Raw genomic sequence first — 24400 nt, forward strand, 5'->3', positions numbered from 1 at the left:
GATGCTAGGTTCGACCGATCACGTCCATCCAACGGGAGGAAGACCGTTGCGTTTTCGATCCGCCATCCTGCTCGTCGCCCTTTTCGCTGCGATCGCGCCCGCCCTTTCGAACGCTCAAAGCAGCGATCCGACCCAAGGCGCATCCCGCAGGGGGGTACTGGCGCTCCTGCCATCGGATTCGGTGACGGAGCACCAATTGACGATCGGCGACAAGACCATTGCCTATACGGCAACGGCCGGAACGCTTGATCTTTTCGGCCAGGATGGCGTGCAGACCGGTTCGATCTTTTACACGGCCTATGTCAAGAAAGATGGTGGGCCTGATCGACCGCTGACGTTTGCCTTCAATGGCGGACCGGGCGCGGCATCCGCTTTCCTTCATCTTGGCCTCGTCGGCCCGCGCATACTCGATTTCGGCCCGAAGGGTGATGACGGCGCCAATGCAAGACTGGTCGACAATCCGCAAAGCTGGCTTGATTTCACGGACCTCGTTCTCATCGATCCGATTGGCACCGGCTGGAGCCGGACGGCAAAGGCCGACGACGCATCGAAATACTATAGCGTCAACTCGGATGCAGAGAGCGTTGCCAAGGCCATCGCGCTTTACGTGGCCCATAACAACCGGTCGGCATCGCCGAAATATCTGCTCGGTGAAAGCTACGGAGGCTTCCGCGCCGCCAAGGTGGCGGGTGCCCTCAAGGACAGCCAGGGGATCATCGTGTCGGGTGCCATCATGCTTTCTCCTCTGCTTGAGGGTCAGCTGATGTTCAACGCCGACCAGTTCGCGCTGGGCGCGGCGCTAGAGCTTCCGTCGCTGGCTGCTGCGGAGATGGACCGGCGCAACGCCTTCGATGACGCAAAGCAGCGGGAGGCAGAACGCTTTGCGCTCGGAGACTATCTGACGACTCTGGCAGGTGCACCGCCAAGCGGTGAGACGGCCAAGGCGTTCTACGCCAAGGTGGCCGGCATGACCGGCATTCCGCAAGATGTGGTCGAAAAGAACCGCGGCTTCCTCGGTAATGCCTACCGCAAGACCACCGACGGACAGGACGACCGCGTGGCGAGCCCCTATGACGCCGCCTTTACAACGCCGGACCCCTATCCCGAGTCAGCCTACGAGCGGGGTGACGATGCCATCCTCGACGGCTTCACGCGGGCCTATGGCGGCGCATTCGCCGACTATGCTCGCAACGAGCTCGGCTTCAAGACGGAGATGACCTATTCGCTGCTAGACAGCGACGTCAACCGGCAGTGGGAATGGGGCGGACGCGGCGGTGGTTCGCGTCTCCAGGCCAGCGTCACCGACGACATTCGCGAGATGCTCGCGTCCAATCCTGCCTTCCACCTGCTGATCGCGCACGGCTACAGCGATCTCGTGACGCCATATGGTGTCAGCCGCTATGTGATCGACCATCTGCCGCCCGCACTGGTTGACGGACGGGTGGCGCTCAATGTCTATCGCGGCGGCCACATGTTCTATACGCGCGCCGAGCAACGCGCAGCGTTTACGGCCGATGCGAAGGCTTTCTATGGGGTGCGCCCGCCGGCGTCGCCGGCCGATTGATCCTGGTCAACTGCCCGACCGGGGGTTGTCATGAGCGATCATCGCCATAGATAGTCCCCATGTCCTACCCAAAGCCGCCATCGAACACCCGAAAACCGCCACAGGTTTCCGGGCAGGTATTGTTGATGCGCATTCTTCGGTCGTCTCCCGATGACTACGCGCTGTTTCTCGACATTGACGGAACGCTGCTCGACCTGGCCGAGACCCCCGACGGCATCGTCGTGCCCGCAGCGCTGCCCTCGCAACTGGACCTGCTGTCACGCAAGCTGGGTGGCGCTCTTGCGCTGGTGACGGGGCGCGCGCTGGCCTATGCGGATCAGCTCTTTACACCCTACCGGTTTCCGATCGCCGGGCTTCATGGTGCCGAACTGCGCGCGCCCGATGGGCAGGTTGAAGCGGCGCGAAGCACGACGGCTTTCGAACAGTTGAAGGCCGATCTCAACGAAGCCACGCGCCACCTTGATGGTGTCCTGGTCGAAGACAAGGGCCCCGCCGTCGCCGCCCACTATCGTCTTGCCCCGGAAAGCCGGGCCGAGCTCGAGCCCCTGATGGAAACGTTCCTGGCAAGGGCCGGGGATAACTGGACCCTGCAGCGCGGCAAGATGGTTCTCGAAATCCGCCCCGCCAGCGCCGACAAGGGACAGGCCGTCGAGGCTCTGCTTTCCCGCGCGCCCTTCGCTGGTAGATCCCCGATCACCATCGGTGACGACATCACCGATGAAGCGATGTTTCATGCCGCCAACCGCCATGGCGGCCACTCGATCCGCATCGGCACGCCGCTGGCCGCCACCGCCGCCACCGCAACGTTGCCCAATTCTGCCGCACTGCGGGAACTGATCGCGCAGATCACCGTTTGATCAGCGATACCGCATTGCCGCCCCTCCGCGCTGAAAGGAATTTTACGTGAGCCGTCTCGTCGTCGTTTCCAACCGTGTCCCCGTCCCTGAAAAGGGCGGCGCAGCAGCCTCCGCCGGCGGACTTGCCGTAGCGTTGCTGGCTGCCCTGCAGGAGCGTGGCGGAATCTGGATGGGCTGGTCGGGAAAATCCAGCGGCGACAACGAGCCGGGGCCACTTTCCGTGCAAGAGCAGGGAAAAATCACCTTCGCCCTGACTGACCTGACCGAGAAGGACGTCGACGAGTATTATTTCGGTTTCGCCAACCGCGTGCTCTGGCCGATCTGCCACTACCGGCTAGATCTGGCCGAATACGGACGCAAGGAGATGGCCGGCTATTTCCGCGTCAATCGCTTCTTCGCGCATCGGTTGGCGCCGTTGCTCGAGCCGGACGACACGATCTGGATCCACGACTATCACCTCATTCCACTCGCCGCCGAACTTCGCCAGATGGGCATCAAGAATCGCATCGGCTTCTTCCATCACATTCCCTGGCCACCGGCAGACGTGCTGGCCGCCATGCCGGTTCACGAAGAGATCATGCGCAGCCTTGCGGCATATGACCTCGTCGGCTTCCAGACGGATCACGACCTGGAGAACTTTGCGGGCTGCCTGCGTCGCGAAGACTTGGGCGATGCCCTCGGTGATGGGCGCTTCACCGCAGGCGAGAGGGTTTTCAAGGGCGGCGCTTATGGTATCGGTATCGAAACCGCGGCCTTCGCGCAGTTCGCGCAAAAGGCGGTCGGCCACAGCATGGTGCACAAGGCCCGAAAGAGCATCGAGGGCCGCGACCTCATCATCGGTGTCGACCGGCTGGATTATTCCAAGGGCCTGACGCAACGCATCGATGCTTTCGAACATTTCGTGCTCGGCAACCCGGCCCACCAACGCCGGGTGACCTATCTGCAGGTCACACCGAAATCCCGCTCCGAAGTGCCGGAATACGAGCAGATGCAGCGCACGGTCGCGGAACAGGCGGGACGCGTGAACGGGGCGCTCGGGACGGTGGACTGGGTGCCGATCCGCTATATCAACCGCTCGCTCAGCCGGCCGATCCTGGCGGGTCTCTACAGGCTTGCGAAGGTCGGGCTGGTCACGCCGCTTCGTGACGGCATGAATCTCGTCGCGAAGGAATATGTCGCCGCACAGGATCCTGACGATCCCGGCGTGCTGGTGCTGTCGCGTTTTGCCGGGGCCGCACGCGAACTGAAGGGCGCGCTGCTGGTAAACCCCTATGACGTCGTGGGTACATCGAATGCACTGGCGCGTGCCCTGAACATGCCGCTGGAAGAGCGCCAGGAGCGCTGGCAACGGATGATGGACTACTTGCTGGAGCACGACGTATCGCGCTGGTGCGACGATTTCCTGCAGGACCTCGCCGCCTGACGGCGCGCTATCGGCCGATGCCTGCCTCACTGAGAAGCCAGGCGCCGAGCTGATCGCTTTGCGGGCTGCGTGCTTTTGGCTGCAACAGCCAGTAGCCGCGATCGGGGGCCTCCAGCGATGGACCCGCGATCGCCAGAATGCCGGAGGCCAGCAGAGGATCGACAAGCCCCATCCAGCCGAGCGCCAGCCCCTGCTCGCCAAGGGCGGCCTGCACGACCAGCGAGTAAGTATTGAAGCTCAGGTCACCCTGCCCCGCGTGCGGCTCGCGATTGATACCTATCTGCGCAAAATAGCTCCGCCAATCGAACCAGGGAGACGGAGCGGCCGTGTCGAGATGGATGAGACGGCCGCGCGCGAGATCGGCCAGCTCCCTGAAAGGACCGTTGCGATCGAGAAAGCCCTTGCTGCAGACCGGCGCGACCTTTTCCGGCAACAGCAGCTTTGCCCGCGCCCCGAATTCGGCGCGCGTCCCGAACACGACGGCGACATCGCTCTGTTCGGACCGTTCGCGTTCCATGCGTTGCGTCGCGACGATCTGGATGTCCATGTCGGGATAGAGCAGGCGGAAGGCGTGCATTCTCGGAATCAGCCAGAGCGCCGAGAAGGCATAGTCCGTATGGAGTCTTATCGATGGTCGCTCGACTTCGCTGCGCAGCCTGCGGGCAAGCTCGTCGATCTCGCCGACGCTTCTGGCCACGATATCGAACAGCCGCTGTCCCGCCGGGGTGAGTTCGACGCCGCGATGCTGTCTCGTCAGGAGCGCGACCCCCATCTGCTCCTCGAGCCTGCGGATCTGATAACTGACCGCCGGCTGCGTCAGGCCGAGCGTGCTCGCCGCCGAAGACAGGCTGCCCACCCTGCCGATCTCGGCGAATATCCGCATCCATCCCAGGTCGACGGCCCGCTCTGCCATAAAAAATCCTTTGGGTAACTATCGAAAAAAGCTGCCTTCACAATGCCAACACTCGTGTTGTTCAATAAAGCCATCAAATGACAAAAAGGGGAAATGCGATGACAGGAATTTCTGCAGTCCGCCGTCTGGCCGCCGGCGTTATGCTCTCCGTTCTTGCCGTGGGATCGGCCGCTGCCGCCGACGACGCATCGTGCAAGGTGATCCGCATGTCCGATCCAGGCTGGACCGACATCACCGCCACCAACGGCGTTACGTCAGTCATCCTGACGGCGCTCGGCTATGAGCCCGACGTGAAAACCCTGTCCGTGCCGATCGGCTACCAGTCGATGAAGAACGGTGAGATCGACGTGTTTCTCGGCAACTGGATGCCGGCGCAGAAGGCCTTCATCGACGACCTGACTGCCGCCAAGGCGATCGAAGTCATGAACAAGAACCTCGAAGGCGCGAAGTTCACGCTCGCGGTCCAGACCTATGTTGCGGACAAGGGCGTGAAGGACTTCGCCGATCTGCAGAAGCATGCGGACGAATTCGACCACAAGATCTATGGCATCGAGCCGGGTGCTCCTGCCAATTCGAACATTCAGAAGATGATCGACGCCAACGACTTCGGCCTGAAGGACTGGAAGCTCGTTGAATCCGGCGAGCAGGCAATGCTGGCGCAGGTCGATCGCGCCTCGAAGGACAAGGGCGCGGTGGTGTTCCTGGCCTGGGCGCCGCACCCGATGAACGAGAAATTCTCGATCTCCTATCTCTCCGGCGGCGACGCCTATTTCGGACCGAATTTTGGCGGCGCTGAGGTCTACACGCTGGCGCGCACCGGATGGTCGGAGAAGTGCCCGAACGCGGCGGCACTGATGAAGAACCTGACGTTCGAGATCGGCATGGAGAACTCGCTGATGGGCTCCATCCTCGGCGGCGAGGACCCGAAGGCCGCGGCAACGGCGTGGCTGAAGGCCAATCCGAAGGCAATCGATCCGTGGCTCTCCGGTGTCACCACGCTTGACGGAAAGCCAGCTGCCGACGCAGTAAAAGGCTCTCTCGGCCTCTAATACCTCAAGGACCTGACTGACATGGCGCGCCCGAACTTTCTCATCCTGATGGTCGACCAGTATAACGGGACGCTGTTTCCCGACGGGCCGGCCGAGTTTCTTCACGCGCCGCATCTGAAAGCCCTGGCGAAGCGCTCCGTGCGCTTTGCCAACACCTATACGGCAAGCCCGCTCTGCGCGCCGGCGCGGGCTTCCTTCATGTCCGGGCAGCTTCCAAGCCGCACCCGCGTCTACGACAACGCCGCCGAATTCGCTTCCGATATCCCGACCTTCGCGCATCACCTGCGCGCGGCCGGCTATCACACAGCGCTCTCAGGCAAGATGCACTTCGTCGGTCCCGACCAGCTGCACGGCTTCGAGGAACGGCTGACGACCGATATCTATCCGGCCGATTTCGGCTGGACGCCCGACTATTCCAAGCCCGGCGAGCGCATCGACTGGTGGTACCACAATCTCGGCTCGGTAACGGGCGCGGGCGTGGCCGAAATCACCAACCAGATGGAATATGACGACGAGGTTGCCTACAATGCGACCCGCAAGCTCTACGATCTCTCGCGCCGGCAGGACGACCGGCCCTGGTGCCTGACGGTGAGCTTCACGCATCCGCACGACCCCTATGTGGCGCGCCGCAAGTTCTGGGATCTCTATGAGGATTGCCCTCACCTCGACCCAGAGGTCGGCACAATCCCGTTCGAGGAGCAGGACGCACATTCGCAACGGCTGTTGAAGGCCTGCGACTACGATGCCTTCGAGATCACGCGCGAGCAGGTGCGCAATGCGCGGCGCGGCTACTTCGCCAATATTTCCTATATCGACGAGAAGGTCGGCGAGCTGCTCGACGTTCTCGAGCGCGGGCGAATGGCCGAGGATACCGTCATCCTCTTCGTTTCCGACCACGGCGACATGCTGGGTGAGCGGGGACTGTGGTTCAAGATGTGCTTCTTCGACGGTTCGGCGCGGGTACCGCTGGCAATTGCCGCACCCGGCTGGGAGCCGAAGCTCATCAGCCAGCCGGTCTCGACGCTGGACGTGACGCCGACGCTGGCGTCGCTTGCCGGCATCGACATCACCAAGCTGAAGCCATGGACCGACGGCGAGGATCTGACGCCGCTTGCCAAGGGAACGGGAACGCGCGGGCCGGTGCCGATGGAATATGCGGCCGAGGGCTCGATCGCGCCGCTGGTCGGCCTTCGCGACGGCAAGTTCAAGCTGACGCTTTGCAACGAAGACGCGCCGATGCTGTTCGACCTTGAGGCGGACCCGAAGGAGCTGACGAACCTCGCCACCGACCCCGCCTATGCGGACACGCTGGCGCATCTGACCGCGCAGGCGGAAAAGCGCTGGAACCTCGAGACCTTCGACGCCGCTGTGCGCGAAAGTCAGGCGCGACGCTGGGTGGTCTACGAGGCGCTGCGCAACGGCGCCTATTACCCGTGGGACTACCAGCCGCTGCAGCGCGCCTCGGAGCGCTACATGCGCAACCACATGGATCTCAACGTGCTGGAGGAAAACCAGCGCTATCCACGCGGCGAATGAGATTGCCGTTGCGATGGCGAATGGTTAGGTTTCGCCATCGCAACAGGGAGAAAAATCATGAAAATCAGCGCTCGCAACCGCCTGAAGGGTAAGGTCGTCGAGATCACGCTCGGCGCCACGACGGCGCATGTGCGTATCGATATCGGCGGCGGCTCAATCGTGACGGCGTCGATCACAAACGAGGCGGTAAAGGAACTCGGCTTGGCCGTCGGCTCCGAGGCTTATGCCGTGGTCAAGGCTTCAGACGTGATGGTCGCCGTCGACTGATCATGCCTTCTGGCAATAATGCGCCGTTCCGTCGTCGCCGGTCTGGAAATCGCCGGGCTGCGGCGGCGCGACTGGCTTGAATAGGGTGCGATCCGGCTTCAGGTCGAGCAGCGGCGTGCCGTCGAGGCAATCCATGCCGCGCACCAGAAGCGTCGATCCCTCCACGGCTTCCAGTTTGACGATGGACGTGCCGATCGGATTGGGACGGACGGGGGAGCGGAGCGAGAAGGTGCCGTGCACCTTGCCCGAATTGGCCGGGCTCTGCAGCACGAGGTCGCGGCGGGAGCGATCCAGCCAATAGAGGATTTCCAGCCGCTCGAAGGCCTCGACACCCTGCAGCGCCTGCGCCCAGGGCTCGAATATCTCGATCCGGCAGATCGGCCCGTCGTGGCGCCCCTGGCGCGGCGTTTCCATGCGCGAGGTCCAGGGCGTCAGGATGCGGCCGATGAAGATCAGGCCGGCATCGGCGGGCGGCGGCACATTGACCGCCACTTCGTTTTTCCGGATTTCGTTTTCCCTGACCATGCTGCGCTCCCCGTTTGCGGGAAGCAGTATGGCATGGCGTTATAGCCGATGAAATATCACGCCGCCTTGGCGACGTGATATTCCTTGATGGCAACCATCTTGATCGCGGGGAAGCGTTCGGATTCGTAGCGCAGCGAGAAGCTGTCCTGCGCCAGGAAAACCGGGTCGCCGTCGAGGTCGCGGGCGATGTCGCCGCGCTTGACGTTCAGGAACTTGTCGAGCTCGGCCGGCTGGTCGGACGAGATCCAGCGGCAGACGGAGAAGCGCGACATTTCGAACGAGACCGGCAGCGTATATTCGGCCGACAGGCGCTCCTTCAGAACGTCGAGCTGCAGCGCGCCAACGACGCCAACGATAGCCGGCGAACCATCTTCCGGTGAGAAGAGCTGGACGACGCCCTCTTCGGCCATCTGCTGCAGCGCTTCCTTGAGCTTCTTCGCCTTCATCGCGTCTTCCAGGCGCACGCGGCGCAGGATTTCCGGCGAGAAGTTCGGCACGCCCTGGAACACCAGCGCCTCGCCTTCCGTCAGCGTATCGCCGATGCGCAACGTCCCGTGGTTCGGGATGCCGACGACGTCGCCGGCAAAGGCGGTGTCGGCCAGCTGGCGCTGCGAGGCGAAGAAGAACTGCGGCGCGGTGAGGCCGAGCTGTTTGCCGGTGCGGGCGAGACGCGCCTTCATGCCGCGCTCCAGCTTGCCGGAGCAGATGCGGGCGAAGGCGATGCGGTCGCGGTGGTTGGGGTCCATGTTGGCCTGGATCTTGAAGACGAAGGCCGTCATCTTGTCTTCGGCAGCATGCACGGTTCTGATATCGGCGACCTGGTCGCGCGGCGGCGGCGCGAACTCGCCGAGCGCGTTGATGAGATCGCGGACACCGAAATTGCGAAGCGCCGAGCCGAAGAAGACAGGCGTCAGGTGACCTTCGAGGAAGGCCTTGCGGTCGAAGGGGCGGCAGGCTTCGATCGCCAGCTCCGTCTCCTCGACGAAGGCCGAGCGCTCGTTTTCCGGCAGCCGGTCGGCGACCGCCTGCGGGCCGTTGACCTTGGTGGGCGTCACTTCCGTATCGGAACCGCGCACGGTGTTGTCGGCGAGATGATAGGAGCCGCAGAAGGTCTTGGAGCGGCCGATCGGCCAGGTGACCGGGGCGGTATCGAGCGCCAGCTTTTCCTCGACCTCATCCAGGATCTCGAAGGGATCGCGGCTCTCGCGGTCCATCTTGTTGATGAAGGTGATGATCGGGATGTCGCGCATGCGGCAGACTTCGAAGAGCTTCAGCGTTCTGGGCTCGATACCCTTGGCGGCGTCGATGACCATGACGGCCGCATCCACCGCCGTCAGCGTGCGGTAGGTGTCGTCGGCGAAGTCTTCGTGGCCGGGCGTGTCGAGAATGTTGAAGACATTGCCTTCGTACTCGAAGGTCATCACCGAGGTGACGACCGAGATGCCGCGCTCGCGCTCGATCTTCATCCAGTCCGACCGGGTCTGGATGCGATCCTTCTTCGCCTTGACTTCACCGGCGAGCTGAATGGCGCCGCCGAACAGCAGCAGCTTTTCGGTCAGCGTCGTCTTGCCCGCGTCCGGGTGGGCGATAATAGCGAATGTGCGGCGGCGGGAAACCGCCTCGGCGAGACTTTCGGCCATGCTATGAATCCTGTGGAGTTGCGGCGTATCTAGCGATTTAGGCGCCGCTTTGCAATTGACCTTGGCCTTGCGGGGGCAAAGTAATGGCGCATGACCATTCACACCGATACCCGCCCGACCCTCAATCTCCTGCGTCTGCCCCATGGCGAAGGCATCGAGCTGCCCGCCTATGAAACCAAGGGTGCCGCCGGCATGGACCTGCGCGCCGCCGTCGACGACGGTGCGCCGATGGTGCTTGCATCAGGCAAGCGCGCGCTGGTGCCGACGGGGCTGATCTTCGAGATTCCTGATGGATTCGAGGGCCAGATCCGCCCGCGCTCCGGCCTCGCCTTCAAGAACGGCATTACCTGCCTCAACACACCAGGCACGATCGACAGCGATTATCGCGGCGAAGTGAAAGTGCTGCTCATCAATCTCGGCGAGGAGCCGTTCGAGATCACCCGCGGCATGCGGATCGCCCAGATGGTGATCGCGCCGGTGACGCAGGCGCGCGTCGCCGAAATCACCGAGGCCAGCACGACGGCGCGTGGCGCCGGCGGTTTCGGCTCCACCGGCGTGTGATGGAAAAGGCGACCGACAGCTCCGGCCTCACCTTCCGGCAGGACTATTTTGCCGACGACAAGGCGTGGTCGGCATTCGTTGCCCTGCTTCAGGATACGTTCGGCATCGATATCGATCCGCTTCAGCGGCTTGGCGGGCCCGATCCGTCCTGCATGCCGTTCGGGTGGTTCGACGCGGATGGCACGCTAGCCGCCAACCTCGCGGCCTTTTCGATGCCGATGATGATCAATGGCCGCCTGGTGCGGGCTGCCGCTTTCCAATCCGGCGCCGTTCGGCCGCCCTGGCGCGGACGTGGCCTCTATCGCGATGTCACCCTGAAGGCGCTTGAATGGTGCGAGGCAAAAGGCTTCGAGGCGATCGTCCTCTATACGGACAAGCCCGCGCTTTACGAGCCCTACGGCTTTCGTTCTCTGTCGCTTCACAACTTCACTGGGCCTGCACCGGCGCCAGCGCCAAGGACTGCGCCGGCGCGACGTCTTGATCCGTGGGAACCGGCCGACCTTCGCCTGCTGCAAGACGCTCTGAGGGCGCGCACGCCGGTGTCGGATAGCCTCGCCGTTTGCCAGAGCGCGGCCATGTTCCTGATCAATACGCAATTCGATCCGGACGTTCAGCTAAGCTGGCTCGATGACCACAACGCCTTGGTCGCCTGGAAGGCGGATGGAGACGAGCGCTTCATTCTGCTGGATGTCGTGGCAGCCGCCATCCCCTCGCTCGCTGCCATTCTCGGAGGGCTGGATCTTCAGCCTGCGGTTGCCGAGGTGCTGTTCCGGCCGGACAAGCTGGGCTGGACCGGCGAGCCGAAGCCGCTGGATGGCGCAACGTGCGTCATGATCCGATCCTCCACGCCGATAGCAGTCGACATGCCGGCAATGCTCTCGCCGATGGCTGATTTCTAGACGCCTGACAACGGCGGCAGACGACGCTTGACCGGCGACGCCTTGACCATCGAGGTGCTGGTCTCGGCCTTTTCGGCCACCCTGTCCAAGATCGTGTCCAGCTGGGCCATGGAACGGACGACAAGCCGGGCGATGAAGCAATCGTCGCCCGTCACCTTGTCACACTCCACGAATTCCGGCGTTTCCTGAATGATCCGCTCCACGACATGCAACTGGCCGGGAAGCGGACGCACGCGAATGATTGCCTGCAGCGGATAACCGACGGCGGCCGCATCGATATCGATCGTGAAGGCGGCGATCACGCCGCGCTCTTCGAGACGGCGCAGACGCTCTGCCGCGCTCGGCGACGAAAGGCCGGCGGCCTGGGCCAGTTCTTTCAGCGACATCCGCGCGTTGCCGGCAAGGGCATCGAGAATCCTCTGGTCGATGGCATCGAGATCATTGTTAGGCAAAATCGCAGAACTCCTAACGATATTAGGTCAAAGCCAAACCGAACCTCATCAACCCTATATAATGCGGCGACCTGCGACAATATGATTTGCTTCCTGGCAATGGAGGCAACAATGCAGAAGGATATCCGCAGCGGCACCGTGCAAATGACCGCGGCCATGCTGATTTCAGGGACGATCGGGTGGTTCGTGGTTGTCTCCGGTCAGCCCGTGAGCAGCGTCGTTTTCTGGCGCTGCCTGTTCGGCGCCATCAGCCTGTTTGTCGTCTGCGCCGCGATGGGTCTGCTGCGGCCGGGCATGCTCAGCCTGCGATCCTTCGCGATCGCGGTTTTCGGTGGGGTTGCCATCGTCCTCAACTGGTTGCTGCTGTTCGCGTCCTACAAACACGCATCGATTTCGGTCGCAACGACCGTCTACAACACCCAGCCATTCATGCTACTTGGGCTCGGCGCGCTGTTCCTCGGGGAAAAGATCACCGCTACGAAGCTGTTCTGGCTGACGCTTGCCTTCGCCGGCATGATCGCGATCGTTGAAGCCAAGCCGAACATCGAAGGAACGGACAATGGCTACGCGCTCGGCATTGCCATGGCGCTTGCCGCCGCCTTCTTCTACGCGCTCGCCGCTCTTGCGGCCAAGTGGCTCAAGGGAACGCCACCGCATCTCATTGCCTTGATCCAGGTTGCCACCGGCGTCGTCATGCTGCTGCCGATGACCGACTTCTCCAGCCAACCGGCGAACGCGCAGACGTGGCTGCTCCTCGCCACCATGGGTGTCGTTCATACAGGGCTGATGTATGTGCTGCTTTATGGGGCCATCCAGAAGCTGCCGATCCATCTCACCGGCGCGCTTTCCTTCATCTATCCGATCGCGGCCATCCTCGTCGATCGGCTGACCTTCGGTCACGCGCTGCAGCCGCTGCAGATCGCCGGCGCGGCAATCATCCTGCTTGCGGCTGCGGGCATGAACCTCGGCTGGACGCCCATGCGATTGCTGGGCGCCCGCGCAAGCTGACTGTTACTTGGCCTGCCGCGTCATTTCGAACAGGAACCAATGGCGGCGCTCAGCCTCATCGATCCAGTTCTCGAGGAGGCTCGTGGTGGCAACGTCATTGTGCTCTGAGCAGACATCGTGGGTCTCGCGCAGCAGCGAAATGAGCTGCTTGTTATCGTCGCGCAGTTCGGCCAGCATGTCTTCCGGCGTCACATAGTCCGCATCATTGTCGTTGATCCGCTGCAGCCGTCCGATATGGCCGATCGAGCGCAGCGTGGTGCCGCCGATCTTGCGGGCACGCTCGGCAACAGCATCCGTCATTGCGAAAATCTGCTCGCTCTGCTCGTCAAGCAGCAGATGGTAATCGCGGAAATGCGGACCGGACATGTGCCAGTGGAAATTCTTGGTCTTCATGTAGAGCGCAAAGACATCGGCAAGCAATGCGGCCAGGGCACCGGAAATGTCCTGAATGGCGTTGCCCTTGAGGTCGGTTGGGGTGGCAAGTGGCGCCATTCTGCGCTTTTCGACTGCAGTGGGACTCATCAAACTTCTCCTTCGCCAGACAGGCGATCGGTTGCGAGGTGCCAGAACGAATTCTTGACGCGGTGGGAGAGCCAAGGTGGACAGCCCGCCACTGCCTGAGATCTAGAAGCGGGCGGGCTCGCGTCAATAGCGCGACCGCCCCCGCGGCGCTTGAAACGCGGCGAGGACGAGCGTAGAAGGCGACAAAGTTGGAGGCCAGCATGTCGATTACCGCCCTCTTCGCCTACGCGGCGGCGCTATTCATCGCAGCCGTCATTCCAGGACCCGGCATCACGGCGATTGTCGCCCGTGCGCTCGGCTCGAGCTTTCGCGAAACCTTCTTCATGGGTCTCGGCCTCGTGCTCGGCGACATGACCTATCTGACGGCTGTTATCCTCGGGCTTGCCTTCGTGGCGCAGACCTTCACCGAGGTCTTCATCGTCATCAAGATCGCAGGTGCGCTCTACCTCGGCTATATCGCCTACAAGCTGTGGACGGCTGGCCTCTTGCCGCAGAACATCACGGCCAAAAAATCCAGCAGCATCGGAATGAGCTTCCTGTCGGGTCTGCTGGTGACGCTCGGCAACCCGAAGACCATGCTCTTCTACGTGGCTCTCGTGCCGACCCTCATCGACATCAACAGCATCGGACTTCGCGAATACGGGATCCTGCTGGTGACGACGTCAGCGGTTCTTCTGGTGGTGCTGATACCCTACATGATGCTTGCCTCGCACGCCCGCACGCTGCTGAAGCAGCCGCGCGCACTGCAGCTTTTGAACCGGGTGGCGGCCAGCATTCTGGCGGGCACTGCAGCCTTCATCGCCACACGCGCTGCCTGAAAAATTTCGTGCGGCAAAGCTTGGTTTTCAAAGGATATTTTCTCTGAAGCCAATGCTGCGTGGATGAAGCCGCTCTGGTCTCCACCCCGCTTTGACCCTATTGTCAGGACACAGTTCATAACGGGAGTTGATCATGTCGAAGAAACCGGGCCGTGGCCGCATTTACGCGTCAATTACCGATACCATCGGCGATACGCCGATCGTCAGGCTCGACAAACTGGCCAAGGAGAAGGGCGTCAAGGCGAACCTGCTGGCGAAGCTTGAATTCTTCAATCCGATCGCCTCGGTCAAGGACCGCATCGGCGTCGCGATGATCGAGTCGCTGGAGGCGCAAGGCAAGATTTCTCCCGGCAAGACGACGCTGATCGAGCCGACCTCCGGCAACACCGGCATCGCCCTTGCCTTCGCGGCAGCCGCCAAGGGCTACAAGCTGATCCTCACCATGCCGGAAACGATGTCGATCGAGCGTCGCAAGATGCTGGCGCTGCTCGGCGCCGAGCTGGTGCTGACCGAAGGTCCGAAGGGCATGAAGGGCGCGATCGCCAAGGCCGAGGAACTGGCCGCGACACTGCCGGACGCCATCATCCCGCAGCAGTTCGAAAATCCTGCCAACCCGGAAATTCACCGCAAGACGACGGCCGAGGAAATCTGGAACGATACCGACGGCACGGTCGATATCCTGGTTTCCGGCATCGGCACCGGCGGCACGATCACGGGCGCCGGCCAGGTCCTGAAGTCCAAGAAGCCGAGCGTCAAGGTGATCGCCGTCGAGCCGGCGGAATCGCCTGTTCTTTCGGGCGGCCAGCCGGGTCCTCACAAGATACAGGGCATTGGCGCCGGATTCGCACCCGCGATCCTCGATACGCACATCTACGACGAGATCGTGACCGTCAGCAGTGCCGAAGCGCTTGAGACGGCCCGGCATGTCGCAAGGCTTGAGGGTGTACCGGTCGGCATCTCCTCCGGTGCTGCGTTGACGGCCGCCATCAAGGTCGGCAGCCGCGACGAAAATGCCGGCAAGAACATCGTCGTGATCATCCCGTCCTTTGCCGAGCGCTATCTTTCGACGGCGCTGTTCGAAGGCCTCGGCGGCTAAGCTGCCGTCATTTCTCTTCAGTCTAGGGGCACTTCGGTGCCCCTTTTGCGTTGTCAGGCCACCGCCGTCAGCCGCTCGCCGGCCATGCGATAGGAGATGGCCTCCGCCAGATGGATCCGGCCAACCGTCTCCTGACCGTCGAGATCGGCCAGCGTTCGCGCCACCTTGAGAACACGGTGATAGCCACGCGCCGAGAACTTCATTCGCTCGGCGGCATCACGAAGCAATTGCAGCCCGCCTGGATCGGGAGCCGCATAAGTCTCGATCATCGCCGTCGAGCAGCGTGCATTGGTGCCGGTGTCGGAAGACCCGGCGGCGGCAAACCGATCGCGCTGGATATCCCGCGCACGAGCAACGCGACGCGCGACGTCGGCGCTCTTCTCCGCCGGCATCGGTCGAAGAAGATCGACGGCGGAAACGGCCGGAACGTCGATGCGAATATCGATGCGGTCCATCAGCGGACCGGAAATCCGGGCCTGATAATCGGACATGCAGCGTGGACCGCGGGCGCAGCTGTGCCCGGGCTCGCCCGCCATACCGCAGCGGCAGGGGTTCATGGCGGCAACGAGCTGGATGCTGGCGGGATAGGAGACCCGGTGATTGGCCCGCGCAATGATGCACTCGCCGCTTTCGAGCGGTTGGCGCAGAGCATCGAGCACCTGTGGCGAGAACTCCGGAAACTCATCGAGGAACAGCACGCCGTGATGCGCCAGCGACGCCTCCCCCGGCCTTGCACGAAATCCGCCGCCGACCAGTGCCGCCATCGTCGCCGAATGATGCGGCGTGCGAAACGGCCGGCGATCGGAGAGCTTGCCGCCGGATAGTTGGCCAGCGATCGAATGCACCATCGACACTTCAAGAAGCTCCGCGGCTGACAGCGGCGGCAGGATCGACGGCAGGCGGGCGGCCAGCATCGACTTGCCCGAGCCGGGCGGGCCGACCATCAAGAGGTTATGTCCGCCGGCGGCTGCGACTTCCAGCGCGCGCTTGGCGCTCTCCTGACCCTTGATATCGGCGAGGTCGGGCAGATTGGCTGCATTCGTCCGGATCGATGGTTCCGGGCGCGACAGGACTTGCGTGCCGCGAAAATGATTGGCGAGCGCAATTAGGCTGCGCGGCGCCAGAATATCGATATCGGCGCCTGCCCATGCCGCTTCCGGACCGCTTTCGGCCGGGCAGATCAGCCCCTTGCCGATGGCGTTGGCGCCGATGGCTGCCGGCAGCGCCCCGGCCACAGGGGCAATCGTGCCATCGAGATTAAGTTCACCGATGACGACGTAGCCGGCGAGTGCGTCGGCCGGGATCGCCCCAAGTGCCGCCATCAGGCCGAGCGCGATCGGTAGGTCGAAATGCGACCCCTCCTTCGGCAAGTCGGCCGGCGCGAGATTGACCGTGATCCTCTTGGCCGGCAACGCCAATCCTGAGGCGTGCAGTGCCGCGTGCACCCGCTCGCGGCTTTCTGCAACCGCCTTATCGGGCAAGCCGACGATCTGCGTCACGACCTTGCCGGGTGCAACCATCACCTGGACCTCGACCGGAACGCCTTCAATGCCCTGGAATGCAACCGTACTGACGCGTGCGACCATGCCCCGATCCCCTGTGGCGCAACCGTTTACACCTCATTTGGCGACCTATCATCGTCGCGGATTGCAATCTGGCATAGAAATCAGAATGGAACAAGAACAATAAAGGAACAAATTCACGTCCCCGCTGCAATCAGGTTGCAGCGGGTTGCAGGGCTGGAACAAAGGGAAGAAATCGCGGTTACGACCGCTTGCGTTCGATCGCATCCCACAGAAGGCTGGCGACATCGGCGCCGCCGAACTTGCGAACTTCGCGAATGCCGGTCGGCGACGTGACGTTGATTTCGGTCATGTAGTCACCGATGACGTCGATGCCGACGAACAGGAAACCGCGCTCGCGCAGCGCGGGACCGATGCGCCGGCAGATTTCCTTTTCGCGCTCGGTCAGTTCCGTCGCCTCGGCGCGACCGCCGACATGCATGTTGGAGCGGCTGTCATGCTCGGCGGGCACGCGGTTGATGGCGCCGACAGGCTCGCCATCGACGAGCAGGATACGCTTGTCGCCCTTGCGGACGTCCGGCAGGTACTGCTGGGCGATGAAGGGTTCACGGAAGAGCTGGCCGAACATTTCGAGCAGCGACGAAAGATTGCGATCGTCCTTGGTCGAATGGAAGACACCGGCGCCACCATTGCCATAGAGCGGCTTGAGGATGATGTCGCCCATCTCATCGCGGAAGCGGCGGATCTCGGCCGGATCCTTGGTGATCAGCGTCTTCGGCATCAGGTCGGCGAACTCGGTGACGAAGATCTTTTCCGGCGAGTTGCGGACCCATGCCGGATCGTTCACCACCAGCGTTTTCGGGTGAATGCGTTCCAGTAGGTGGGTGGAGGTAATGTAGGACATGTCGAAGGGCGGGTCCTGGCGAAGCAGGATGACATCCATGGTCGAGAGATCGACGCGCTCCGGCGCGCCGAGATCGAAGTGGTCTCCCTTGACGTCGCGCAGCGTCATCGGCTCAACCGACGCATAGAGCTTGCCATCGAGGAAGCTCAGGCGATCCGGCGTATAATGAAAAAGCTGATAGCCACGGCTCTGCGCCTCGAGGCTCATGGCGAAGGTGGAATCGCCTGCAATATTGATGCCGGCGACATGGTCCATCTGGACCGCTACGTTCTTGATCTTGGCCATTTTTCGTCCCTTAGCTCGTGCGGGACAGATGTAGGCTGCCGAACCCCTGAACGCAACGGCCAATCCATGGCTTTGGCCGGCAAGCGCGTGGGTTTTTAGGCCGCCAGGCCCTGCGGACCGTTGTTGCGAATAAGGTTTCGCAGACGATAAGCCAGCGCCACGGGCTTAGGAAACGGCTTGCGTAGGAACGCCACCTTGCGAACGTAGGTGTCGACCCGCCAGTGCGCCCACGTGCCGGCTGCGAAGAACGCAACGTCGCCAGCGCTGAGCGTGCGCTCGGCGCCATCCTCGGCAACGATATGAACCTCACCTTCCAGGATCATCACCGTTTCGTCCCAACCGAAGAACCAGCGGAACTCCCCTGCCGTGCAGTCCCAGATCGCGGTCAGGGCCGCGTCATCGTGGCTGCGAGAATGCTCCGCCGTGCGCGCCTGCGGCTCGCCCTTCGTGATCCATTCCGGATTGATCGGCGTGGACCGCATGGAGAGACGCTCTCCCGATGCCGCCACAAAGGACTTTCCCGACGCCTGGATTGGCATGGAAAAAGGTACGACGCGCGCGGCCATTGCGACCATGCTCGCCAGCATCATGTGCAAACCCATAAAAACCCCCGTCACCGCCATGAGCGATGGTGCCGGGATAGCAGAGAGTTGTAAAGGCGCGGTGCGTTCAGCCGTTAAAATTAGAGATATATACCATTGTACTAGTTAGACGTGTGCCAGGCCCACCGCTGCGACGGATTGACGGGCTATCTCGGCATCGATGCGCTTGCCGGTATCATGAGCAAAGAAGTGCAGCTTTTGCGGCTGAACGAAGAGGCGAAGCTCAGAGGACAGCTGTGTCTCCGGTGAGAGGATTGCCGTCAACGGTTGATCTCCGAGAAGGCCGTGGACAAGGCGCTGCGAACCGAGCTCTTCGATGTAATCCGCAGTCAGCTCCAGGGCATGTTCCGACGGCTCGGCCAGCCGCAGGTCCTCGGCGCGGATTCCGACCGTTACCGGGCCGGATGTGGGGGCATTGCCGGCCAGATCGATCAGGTTCGGCCCAAGCGCCAGCTTGTCGCCGTGCAGTTCGCCCTTGAGCAGGTTCATGGCCGGCGAGCCGATGAAGCTCGCGACGAAAGTGGAGGTCGGGCGATGATACACCTCGAGCGGCGTGCCGATTTGCTCGATCTCGCCATGGCTCAGCACCACGAGGCGATCGGCGAGCGTCATCGCTTCCAGCTGATCGTGGGTGACGTAGAGCGAGGTGGTGCCGAGGCGGCGCTGCAGGCGCTTGATTTCGCCGCGCATGGAAACACGCAGCTTGGCATCGAGGTTCGACAACGGCTCGTCGAACAGGAAGGCAGCCGGCTTGCGGACGATGGCGCGGCCCATGGCAACGCGCTGGCGCTGACCACCTGACAGCGCGCGCGGGCGGCGGTCGAGATAGGGCTCGAGCTGCAGCATGCGGGCGGCTTCGGCAACGCGCGCGTCGATCTCGGACTTCGGCGTCTTGCGGTTCTTCAAGCCGTACTCCAGGTTCTCGCGCACCGTCATGTGCGGGTAGAGCGCATAGTTCTGGAAGACCATGGCGATGTCGCGATCGGCGGGGTCGACGCGGTTTACCTCGCGGTCGCCGATAATAACGGTGCCGTCGGAGATCTCCTCAAGCCCCGCCACCATGCGCAGCAGCGTGGACTTGCCGCAGCCGGACGGGCCGACGAGGACGATGAACTCGCCATCGGCGATCGAGATATCGACGCCGTTCACGGCGCGGACGCCGCCATGATAATCCTTGCAGACCTTCGAGATTTCGATCCGTGCCATGTTTTTCTTCCTTACTTGTCGCTCTCGGTGAGGCCCTTGATGAACCATCTCTGGAAAATCACGACGATCAGCACCGGCGGCAGCATGGCCAGCACGGCGAGTGCAAAGGCTTCGTTGTAATCGGGAATTTGCGAACCGACCCAGACCTGCAGGATCGACTTGATGCCGCGCATGAGCGTGAAGAAGCTCTCGTCGGTCGTCATCAGCATAGGCCAGAGATACTGGTTCCAGCCATAGACGAACATGATGATGAAGATCGCCGCCATCATGGTGCGCGACAGCGGGATCAGAATATCGACGAAGAACTTGAACGGCCCGGCGCCATCGATACGGGCGGCCTCCAGCAGTTCCTCGGGAACCGACTTGAAGAACTGGCGGAAATAGAAGGTGCCGGTCGCCGAGGCGAGCAGCGGCACGATGAGGCCGGTGTATGAGTTCAGCAGTCCGAGTTTGCTCATGACTTCATAGGACGGCATGATGCGCACTTCGAGCGGCAACAGCAGCGTCGTGAAGATGATCCAGAAGGCGAGCGTCGCGAACCGGAAGCGGAAGTAGACGATGGCGTAGGCCGCCATCATCGACAGCACGATCTTGCCGACGGCAAAGCCGACACCGAGGATCAGCGAGTTCAACACCATGTTGAGGCCGGTAATCTCGCCGGTAAAGCCGCCCTTCTGGGTGAGGACCTTCTCGTAGGTGCCGACGAAATTGTCGCCGGGCGTGATCATCAGGCCCTTGGTGTGGATTTCGGCCGCTTCGTGAGTCGAGGTCATGAAGGCGACGATCACGGGCAGGATCAAAAACAGCGCGCCGAGGATGAGGATCAGGTGATCGAGAGGTTTCGTCTTGTACATTGGCCTTTCCCGATCACGTGTAGTGGATGCGCTTCTCGATGAAGCGGAACTGGATGATGGTGAGGACGAAGACGACAATCATCAGGATCACCGACTGCGCGGACGAGCCGCCGATATCGTTGCCGCGGAAGCCGTCCATGTAGACCTTGTAGACAAGGGTGATCGGATTGTTGGCAGGCTTGTCCTTCACCATGACATCGATAACGCCGAAGGTGTCGAACAGCGCGTAGGTGATGTTGATGATCAGCAGGAAGAAGGCGGTCGGCGCCAGCAACGGCAGCGTCACCGTCCAGAACCGGCGGAAGCCCGAGCGGCAGTCGATGGTAGCGGCCTCGCGCACGGAGACCGGCACGCCCTGCAGGCCAGACAGGAAGAAGATGAAATTGTAGGGGATCTGCTTCCAGACCGCGACGACGATCAGCGCAAAAGCCGTGTCGTAGTAATTGAGACCGACCTGCATGTCCCAACCGAACCAGGCCGCCAGCTTGACGAAGGGGCCGATGTGCAGGTCGAAGAACATCATGCCGATGAGGCCGGCGACCGGCGGGGCGATCGCGTACACGGAGATCAGCAGCGTCTTGTAGGCGGAACTGCCGCGGATGACGGCATCAGCCTTGACCGCCAGCAGCAGACCGAGCGCCAGCGAGAAGAAAGTCACCAGACCAGTGAAGACGACCGTGAACTTGGCGATACCAAGATATTCGGGGCTGAAGATCGCGTCCGTATAGTTGGCGAAGCCGACAAAGGTCGCGCCGAAGCCGAAGGGGTCCTCGATGTAGAAGGACGACTGCACCGCCTGTACCGACGGCCAGTAGAAGAAAATGAAGATCACCGCGAGCTGCGGCGCCAGGAACAGATAGGGGATGAGCGAGGGCGAGAACTGGACGCGCTTGGCGCCTGACGGTTCGGCGGCGGCTGCCGGTTTCCTGGCGCTTGCCGCTAAGCCCGGAATGAACCGGCCGAGGCGAGGTTGAGAAGGTGTATAGGCCACGCGCGGTCCTCTATCGCTGATAGGACCTCCCTTCCGGAGAAGGGAGGTCCATGTTGACTGTCATGGTCGACGTGGCTTGGATCAGCCAGCCGTCTTCGCGAAGCGGGCGAGAAGTTCGTTGCCTTCCTTCTCGATGGTGTCGAAAGCGTCCTTGACGGTGGTTTCACCAGCGAAGATGCGGTTGTATTCGCGCTCCATGATCGAGCGGATCTGCGGGTAGAAGCCGAGGCGATAGCCCTTGGACCATTCGCCGCCTTCGAGCTTCAGCTGCTTGATACCGACTTCGGCGACAGGCTCCTTCTCGTAGTAGCCTTCCTTCTTGGCGAGATCGTAGGCTGCTTCGGTGATGGCGACGTAGCCGGTTGCCTGGTGGTAAAACTTCTGGATCTCAGGCGAGGTCAGGAACTGGAAGAAGTCGGCAACGCACTTATTCTCGGCTTCCGGCTTTCCGGCCATCGCGAAGAGGGCAGCACCGCCGATGAAGGTGTTCTTGCCAGCGCCGCTGATCGAGTTCCAATAAGGCAGAAAGGTTGCCGAAAACGGCATGGTTGCCGTCTTCTTCAGGCCGCCGAAGGAGCCCGAGGAACCGATCCACAGAGCAACCTTGCCTTCTTCGAAGGGCTTCTGATTGTCGTTCCAGCCGGCGCCGTAATAGGCGAAGTAGCCTTCATCCTTCCAGGCCTTCAGCTTCTCGAACATCATGATGAGATTCGGGTCGGTGACCTTGAGCTTGGTGTCGACGATGCTGTCGTAGCCGTTGTTGTTGGTGGCGAACTGGATGTTGTTGCGCGAGAAGAAGTTCTCGGTGAACTCCCAGGTCAGCTGCGTCTGGACGAGCGGGATATAGCCGGCTTCCTTGAGCTTCGGCGCGATCGCCTCGAACTCTTCCCAGGTCTTCGGGGCTTCGACGCCAGCCTTCTTCAGCGCTTCCGGATTGGTGTACATGATCGGAGCGGAGGAGTTGAACGGCATGCCGACGAACTTGCCGTCAGCAGCGGCGTAGAGGTAGCGAACGCCCGGGATGAAGGCGTTGCGGTCGAACTTGTAGCCGGCGTTGTTGATCAGGTCTTCAGCCGGAATGACAGCGCCCTTGGCGTTGATGATCGTGGCTGCACCCGCATCGAAAACCTGCAGGATGTTCGGCTGCTCACCCGAGCGGAAAGCGGCGATGCCGGCTGCGAGCGCTTCTTCATACGATCCCTTGGAGACCGGCGTGATGGCGCAGCTCGTCTGCGATGCGTTGAACTTCTGTGCGACTTCGTTGATGACTTCGCCGTTGCGGCCGCCCATGCCGTGCCACCAAGTGATATTGGTCGCGGCAAAAGACGACGAGGCCGAGAAGCTCACGGCCACGGCCGCCATCGTAAATTTCTTGAACATGGCTAATCCCTCTCCACCCGTTATTGGGCGCGAGGAGTGCAATAGAGGCCTTATGTGACGACCCCTTAATGGTTTTGTGACAGCCACGTTAAAGCGGCGTCTTTTTGCACGCGCTTGCAAAAATAATCAGAACGCATCCGGAAAATGGCGCGGCAGCCGGCCGGGAATGATGGCTATGATGTCATAACGCTGGGACAACACAGCGAAATCGCGCTGGCGCGCCAACCACAGGTCACTCGCCGCCCTGATGCGATTTTGCGCTGTATACGACACCGCATCGACGGCGCTCGCCTCGTCCCGCCTCGCCTTCACCTCGACGAAAACCGCAACGTTGCGCTTGCGTGCAATGATATCGATCTCGCCGAGCTTCGTGCGGTAGCGGAGCGCGACGATGCGGTAGCCCTTGAGCATGAGAAAGAGAGCAGCCAGATATTCGGAGACATGACCCCGACGAAGCGCCCTGCGGCGATTGCTGGCGGCGCCCCCTTCAACCATCGCTGCCCTTCATGTCGAGCAACCGCTGATAGAGCTCCTTGCGCGGCAGCCCGGTCAGCCTAGCCGCCTCCGCGGCGGCCTTTGCCGTCGGCATCGTCCCCGCGAGGTCCGCAAGAATGGTATCGACATCGGCCTGCTCGACTGGCCTCTCCGGCGGCGGGCCAATGACTAGGACGATCTCGCCCTTGACGTTATCGACCTCGGCATAATGCGCCGCGAGCTCGGCCAGGGTGCCGCGACGAAACTCCTCGAAGCTCTTGGTCAGTTCGCGACAAACCGAGGCCGCCCGGTCGCCGCCCAGAACATCGGCGGCAGCAACCAGCGTGGCGGCGATGCGGTGCGGCGATTCAAAGAACATCAGCGTCGCGGGGACCGCAACAAACGCCGCCAGACGGTCCCGGCGTGCCTTGTCCTTGGTCGGCAGGAAGCCGGCGAACAGGAACGCATCGTTGGGAAGGCCGGAACCGACCAGGGCGGCAAGCGGTGCCGAGGCGCCCGGAATGGGCACGACGCGATAGCCCGCCTCGATCGCCGACTGCGCCAGGCGGTAGCCGGGATCGGAGACCAGAGGGGTTCCCGCGTCGGAAACGAGTGCCACCGACTTCCCGGCCTCGAGTGCCGCCAGCAATCTCGGCCCCGCCTCGTCGGCGTTGTGCTCGTGGTAGGCGTAAGGCCGGTTCTGGATGCCGTAGCGATCGAGGAGAACCCGGGTGACGCGGGTATCTTCGCAGGCCAGTACATCGGCACCGGCCAGCGTCTCCAGCGCGCGCAGCGTGATATCGCCCAGATTTCCGATCGGCGTCGCGACAAGATAAAGTCCAGGCTCCTGCGGCCGGGCGGGAACGGCCATGTTATGCAGGCGGAAGCTGCGCTGCCTGCCGCCCTCTATCGTCGCGTCGTCATTGCTCAAGATCTGTTGCCCTTTCTGGCTTCCGGCCTTTATGGGCGAGGCCCCACTCTTCGGCAAGGGGCAGCCGCCCCGCAAGGGGTGGCGATTTCTGTGAGCATCTGCGGGGAAAACCGCAAATGC

25 protein-coding genes are annotated in these 24400 nt (G+C 62.3%); 11 read left to right on the forward strand and 14 right to left on the reverse strand.

The window, feature by feature from the left end:
* The first annotated feature begins 46 nt into the window (after positions 1-46).
* From QTL94_RS03260 to otsA, 3 genes are read left to right on the forward strand one after another with little or no spacing between them, the layout of a single operon-like run.
* The gene (locus QTL94_RS03260; protein ID WP_289800574.1) at positions 47-1564 is read left to right on the forward strand and encodes a S10 family peptidase; all 1518 of its coding nucleotides are present in this window, start codon (positions 47-49) and stop codon (positions 1562-1564) included.
* 59 nt (positions 1565-1623) lie between these two features.
* Positions 1624-2421 carry a trehalose-phosphatase gene (gene otsB, locus QTL94_RS03265; protein ID WP_289800575.1) on the forward strand — a complete coding sequence of 266 codons (798 nt, stop codon included), beginning with the start codon at positions 1624-1626 and terminating at the stop codon, positions 2419-2421.
* A 46-nt stretch (positions 2422-2467) separates the two neighbouring features.
* Positions 2468-3844 carry an alpha,alpha-trehalose-phosphate synthase (UDP-forming) gene (gene otsA / locus QTL94_RS03270; RefSeq protein WP_289800576.1) on the forward strand — a complete coding sequence of 459 codons (1377 nt, stop codon included), beginning with the start codon at positions 2468-2470 and terminating at the stop codon, positions 3842-3844.
* 7 nt (positions 3845-3851) lie between these two features.
* Here the strand turns inward: otsA and QTL94_RS03275 are convergent, their stop codons facing one another.
* The gene (locus QTL94_RS03275) at positions 3852-4757 is read right to left on the reverse strand and encodes a choline sulfate utilization transcriptional regulator (protein WP_289800577.1); all 906 of its coding nucleotides are present in this window, start codon (positions 4755-4757) and stop codon (positions 3852-3854) included.
* A 98-nt stretch (positions 4758-4855) separates the two neighbouring features.
* Here QTL94_RS03275 and QTL94_RS03280 point away from each other — a divergent pair, with 98 nt between their 5' ends.
* From QTL94_RS03280 to QTL94_RS03290, 3 genes are read left to right on the forward strand one after another with little or no spacing between them, the layout of a single operon-like run.
* Positions 4856-5806 (forward strand): choline ABC transporter substrate-binding protein, encoded by a 951-nt coding sequence (locus QTL94_RS03280; protein WP_289800578.1) that lies wholly within the window; start codon positions 4856-4858, stop codon positions 5804-5806.
* 21 nt (positions 5807-5827) lie between these two features.
* Complete coding sequence (betC, locus tag QTL94_RS03285; protein WP_289800579.1) at positions 5828-7342, forward strand: choline-sulfatase; 1515 nt, start codon at positions 5828-5830, stop codon at positions 7340-7342.
* A 57-nt stretch (positions 7343-7399) separates the two neighbouring features.
* Positions 7400-7609: a TOBE domain-containing protein gene (locus tag QTL94_RS03290; RefSeq protein WP_289800580.1), complete on the forward strand. Its 210-nt coding sequence runs from the start codon at positions 7400-7402 to the stop codon at positions 7607-7609.
* Here QTL94_RS03290 and tsaA read toward each other — a convergent pair whose 3' ends face one another.
* Both tsaA and QTL94_RS03300 read right to left on the reverse strand, forming a co-directional pair.
* Positions 7610-8134, reverse strand: a complete 525-nt coding sequence (tsaA, locus tag QTL94_RS03295; protein ID WP_289800581.1) for a tRNA (N6-threonylcarbamoyladenosine(37)-N6)-methyltransferase TrmO — start codon at positions 8132-8134, stop codon at positions 7610-7612.
* Between the two features lie 56 nt (positions 8135-8190).
* Positions 8191-9774 (reverse strand): peptide chain release factor 3, encoded by a 1584-nt coding sequence (locus tag QTL94_RS03300; RefSeq protein ID WP_289800582.1) that lies wholly within the window; start codon positions 9772-9774, stop codon positions 8191-8193.
* A gap of 90 nt (positions 9775-9864) precedes the next feature.
* On the opposite strand from QTL94_RS03300, the gene dut reads away from it, so the two are divergent.
* Together dut and QTL94_RS03310 are read left to right on the forward strand one after the other, a co-directional pair.
* Entirely contained in the window at positions 9865-10335 is a 471-nt protein-coding gene (gene dut / locus QTL94_RS03305) for a dUTP diphosphatase (RefSeq protein WP_289800583.1), read from the forward strand.
* The gene (locus QTL94_RS03310) at positions 10335-11234 is read left to right on the forward strand and encodes a GNAT family N-acetyltransferase (protein WP_289800584.1); all 900 of its coding nucleotides are present in this window, start codon (positions 10335-10337) and stop codon (positions 11232-11234) included. Before dut ends, QTL94_RS03310 begins: the two co-directional genes overlap by 1 nt.
* Here the strand turns inward: QTL94_RS03310 and QTL94_RS03315 are convergent.
* Positions 11231-11686: an Lrp/AsnC family transcriptional regulator gene (locus QTL94_RS03315; RefSeq protein ID WP_065689220.1), complete on the reverse strand. Its 456-nt coding sequence runs from the start codon at positions 11684-11686 to the stop codon at positions 11231-11233. The two genes, QTL94_RS03310 and QTL94_RS03315, sit on opposite strands and share 4 nt — an antisense overlap.
* Positions 11687-11797: 111 nt before the next feature.
* Here QTL94_RS03315 and QTL94_RS03320 point away from each other — a divergent pair, with 111 nt between their 5' ends.
* The gene (locus tag QTL94_RS03320) at positions 11798-12694 is read left to right on the forward strand and encodes a DMT family transporter (RefSeq protein WP_289800585.1); all 897 of its coding nucleotides are present in this window, start codon (positions 11798-11800) and stop codon (positions 12692-12694) included.
* Positions 12695-12697: 3 nt separating this feature from the next.
* Here the strand turns inward: QTL94_RS03320 and QTL94_RS03325 are convergent, their stop codons facing one another.
* Positions 12698-13216 carry a Dps family protein gene (locus QTL94_RS03325; protein ID WP_065689218.1) on the reverse strand — a complete coding sequence of 173 codons (519 nt, stop codon included), beginning with the start codon at positions 13214-13216 and terminating at the stop codon, positions 12698-12700.
* Positions 13217-13416: 200 nt separating this feature from the next.
* On the opposite strand from QTL94_RS03325, the gene QTL94_RS03330 reads away from it, so the two are divergent.
* Both QTL94_RS03330 and cysK read left to right on the forward strand, forming a co-directional pair.
* Positions 13417-14034: a LysE family translocator gene (locus QTL94_RS03330; protein ID WP_289800586.1), complete on the forward strand. Its 618-nt coding sequence runs from the start codon at positions 13417-13419 to the stop codon at positions 14032-14034.
* 133 nt (positions 14035-14167) lie between these two features.
* On the forward strand, positions 14168-15130 hold the full coding sequence (gene cysK, locus QTL94_RS03335) for a cysteine synthase A (RefSeq protein ID WP_065689216.1): 963 nt from the start codon (positions 14168-14170) through the stop codon (positions 15128-15130).
* A 53-nt stretch (positions 15131-15183) separates the two neighbouring features.
* Here the strand turns inward: cysK and QTL94_RS03340 are convergent, their stop codons facing one another.
* The 9 genes from QTL94_RS03340 to rsmI form a co-directional block, all read right to left on the reverse strand.
* The gene (locus tag QTL94_RS03340; RefSeq protein ID WP_289800587.1) at positions 15184-16716 is read right to left on the reverse strand and encodes a YifB family Mg chelatase-like AAA ATPase; all 1533 of its coding nucleotides are present in this window, start codon (positions 16714-16716) and stop codon (positions 15184-15186) included.
* 178 nt (positions 16717-16894) lie between these two features.
* On the reverse strand, positions 16895-17842 hold the full coding sequence (gene gshB / locus QTL94_RS03345; protein ID WP_065692464.1) for a glutathione synthase: 948 nt from the start codon (positions 17840-17842) through the stop codon (positions 16895-16897).
* Between the two features lie 95 nt (positions 17843-17937).
* A complete protein-coding gene (locus tag QTL94_RS03350) occupies positions 17938-18429 on the reverse strand; it encodes a cupin domain-containing protein (RefSeq protein ID WP_502944102.1) in 492 nt (163 codons plus the stop codon).
* 120 nt (positions 18430-18549) lie between these two features.
* Positions 18550-19650 carry an ABC transporter ATP-binding protein gene (locus tag QTL94_RS03355; protein WP_289800589.1) on the reverse strand — a complete coding sequence of 367 codons (1101 nt, stop codon included), beginning with the start codon at positions 19648-19650 and terminating at the stop codon, positions 18550-18552.
* Between the two features lie 11 nt (positions 19651-19661).
* Complete coding sequence (gene ugpE, locus QTL94_RS03360; RefSeq protein ID WP_289800590.1) at positions 19662-20504, reverse strand: sn-glycerol-3-phosphate ABC transporter permease UgpE; 843 nt, start codon at positions 20502-20504, stop codon at positions 19662-19664.
* A gap of 13 nt (positions 20505-20517) precedes the next feature.
* Entirely contained in the window at positions 20518-21495 is a 978-nt protein-coding gene (locus tag QTL94_RS03365; RefSeq protein WP_289800591.1) for an ABC transporter permease subunit, read from the reverse strand.
* Positions 21496-21576: 81 nt separating this feature from the next.
* Positions 21577-22875: an extracellular solute-binding protein gene (locus tag QTL94_RS03370; RefSeq protein ID WP_065692469.1), complete on the reverse strand. Its 1299-nt coding sequence runs from the start codon at positions 22873-22875 to the stop codon at positions 21577-21579.
* Between the two features lie 126 nt (positions 22876-23001).
* Complete coding sequence (locus QTL94_RS03375) at positions 23002-23370, reverse strand: YraN family protein (RefSeq protein ID WP_065692470.1); 369 nt, start codon at positions 23368-23370, stop codon at positions 23002-23004.
* Positions 23363-24220: a 16S rRNA (cytidine(1402)-2'-O)-methyltransferase gene (gene rsmI, locus QTL94_RS03380; protein WP_065692495.1), complete on the reverse strand. Its 858-nt coding sequence runs from the start codon at positions 24218-24220 to the stop codon at positions 23363-23365. The genes QTL94_RS03375 and rsmI overlap by 8 nt, the downstream gene beginning before the upstream one ends.
* Between the last annotated feature and the right edge of the window lie 180 nt (positions 24221-24400).

The organism is Rhizobium sp. S96, from assembly GCF_030382195.1.
Taxonomy (GTDB): domain Bacteria; phylum Pseudomonadota; class Alphaproteobacteria; order Rhizobiales; family Rhizobiaceae; genus Rhizobium.

What these genes read in the sequence shown, in the direction of transcription:
- otsB (WP_289800575.1), top strand. Translation starts at nt 1,624, where the DNA reads ATGTCCTACCCAAAGCCGCCATCGAACACCCGAAAACCGCCACAGGTT.
- QTL94_RS03275 (WP_289800577.1), bottom strand. Translation starts at nt 4,757, where the DNA reads ATGGCAGAGCGGGCCGTCGACCTGGGATGGATGCGGATATTCGCCGAG.
- QTL94_RS03280 (WP_289800578.1), top strand. Translation starts at nt 4,856, where the DNA reads ATGACAGGAATTTCTGCAGTCCGCCGTCTGGCCGCCGGCGTTATGCTC.
- betC (WP_289800579.1), top strand. Translation starts at nt 5,828, where the DNA reads ATGGCGCGCCCGAACTTTCTCATCCTGATGGTCGACCAGTATAACGGG.
- QTL94_RS03290 (WP_289800580.1), top strand. Translation starts at nt 7,400, where the DNA reads ATGAAAATCAGCGCTCGCAACCGCCTGAAGGGTAAGGTCGTCGAGATC.
- tsaA (WP_289800581.1), bottom strand. Translation starts at nt 8,134, where the DNA reads ATGGTCAGGGAAAACGAAATCCGGAAAAACGAAGTGGCGGTCAATGTG.
- QTL94_RS03300 (WP_289800582.1), bottom strand. Translation starts at nt 9,774, where the DNA reads ATGGCCGAAAGTCTCGCCGAGGCGGTTTCCCGCCGCCGCACATTCGCT.
- dut (WP_289800583.1), top strand. Translation starts at nt 9,865, where the DNA reads ATGACCATTCACACCGATACCCGCCCGACCCTCAATCTCCTGCGTCTG.
- QTL94_RS03310 (WP_289800584.1), top strand. Translation starts at nt 10,335, where the DNA reads ATGGAAAAGGCGACCGACAGCTCCGGCCTCACCTTCCGGCAGGACTAT.
- QTL94_RS03320 (WP_289800585.1), top strand. Translation starts at nt 11,798, where the DNA reads ATGCAGAAGGATATCCGCAGCGGCACCGTGCAAATGACCGCGGCCATG.
- QTL94_RS03325 (WP_065689218.1), bottom strand. Translation starts at nt 13,216, where the DNA reads ATGAGTCCCACTGCAGTCGAAAAGCGCAGAATGGCGCCACTTGCCACC.
- QTL94_RS03330 (WP_289800586.1), top strand. Translation starts at nt 13,417, where the DNA reads ATGTCGATTACCGCCCTCTTCGCCTACGCGGCGGCGCTATTCATCGCA.
- cysK (WP_065689216.1), top strand. Translation starts at nt 14,168, where the DNA reads ATGTCGAAGAAACCGGGCCGTGGCCGCATTTACGCGTCAATTACCGAT.
- QTL94_RS03340 (WP_289800587.1), bottom strand. Translation starts at nt 16,716, where the DNA reads ATGGTCGCACGCGTCAGTACGGTTGCATTCCAGGGCATTGAAGGCGTT.
- gshB (WP_065692464.1), bottom strand. Translation starts at nt 17,842, where the DNA reads ATGGCCAAGATCAAGAACGTAGCGGTCCAGATGGACCATGTCGCCGGC.
- QTL94_RS03350 (WP_502944102.1), bottom strand. Translation starts at nt 18,429, where the DNA reads ATGCTGGCGAGCATGGTCGCAATGGCCGCGCGCGTCGTACCTTTTTCC.
- QTL94_RS03355 (WP_289800589.1), bottom strand. Translation starts at nt 19,650, where the DNA reads ATGGCACGGATCGAAATCTCGAAGGTCTGCAAGGATTATCATGGCGGC.
- ugpE (WP_289800590.1), bottom strand. Translation starts at nt 20,504, where the DNA reads ATGTACAAGACGAAACCTCTCGATCACCTGATCCTCATCCTCGGCGCG.
- QTL94_RS03370 (WP_065692469.1), bottom strand. Translation starts at nt 22,875, where the DNA reads ATGTTCAAGAAATTTACGATGGCGGCCGTGGCCGTGAGCTTCTCGGCC.
- QTL94_RS03375 (WP_065692470.1), bottom strand. Translation starts at nt 23,370, where the DNA reads ATGGTTGAAGGGGGCGCCGCCAGCAATCGCCGCAGGGCGCTTCGTCGG.
- rsmI (WP_065692495.1), bottom strand. Translation starts at nt 24,220, where the DNA reads ATGGCCGTTCCCGCCCGGCCGCAGGAGCCTGGACTTTATCTTGTCGCG.